Annotated in this window: 3 tRNA genes; all 3 read left to right on the top strand. The window is 52.8% G+C overall.

The features are described 5' to 3' along the window. The first annotated feature begins 9 nt into the window (after positions 1–9). The 3 genes from AC1DLB_RS31845 (at position 10) to AC1DLB_RS31835 (ending at position 455) form a co-directional block, all read left to right on the top strand. A tRNA-Val gene (locus AC1DLB_RS31845) sits at positions 10–85 on the top strand. A 19-nt stretch (positions 86–104) separates the two neighbouring features. Further along, positions 105–181 (top strand) — tRNA-Asp (locus tag AC1DLB_RS31840). A 198-nt stretch (positions 182–379) separates the two neighbouring features. After that, positions 380–455 (top strand) — tRNA-Val (locus AC1DLB_RS31835). The last annotated feature ends 64 nt before the right edge of the window (positions 456–519 follow it).

Below are 519 nucleotides of genomic sequence, written 5' to 3'. Positions count from 1 at the left end.
CGAAGCGAAGGGTGATTAGCTCAGCTGGGAGAGCGTCTGCCTTACAAGCAGAATGTCGGCGGTTCGATCCCGTCATCACCCACCATTCGTTTCAAGYGTTTMGCGCAGCGGTAGTTCAGTCGGTTAGAATACCGGCCTGTCACGCCGGGGGTCGCGGGTTCGAGTCCCGTCCGCTGCGCCATATTCGGTAACCTGGAMCACTGAACGCCAGRTCACCACGGAAAAACCCGCTGAGGCGGGTTTTTTTCTGTCTCAAGTTTGTACCTTGTTCCATCGGGTTGTGTCGTTTCACCGGTTTTCGGATTTTTTTGAAAAAAACTTCAATTAAATCAACACTTTACGAAAACTTGTGGCATAATGCGTCCCGTAACGAAGCGAAGGGTGATTAGCTCAGCTGGGAGAGCGTCTGCCTTACAAGCAGAATGTCGGCGGTTCGATCCCGTCATCACCCACCATTCGTTTCAAGTGTTTAGCGCAGCGGTAGTTCAGTCGGTTAGAATACCGGCCTGTCACGCCGGG

This window comes from Pseudomonas sp. 05N434, assembly GCF_056396965.1.
Note: the sequence above shows the minus strand (reverse complement) of the source record. Positions and strands in the feature narration are given on the sequence as shown.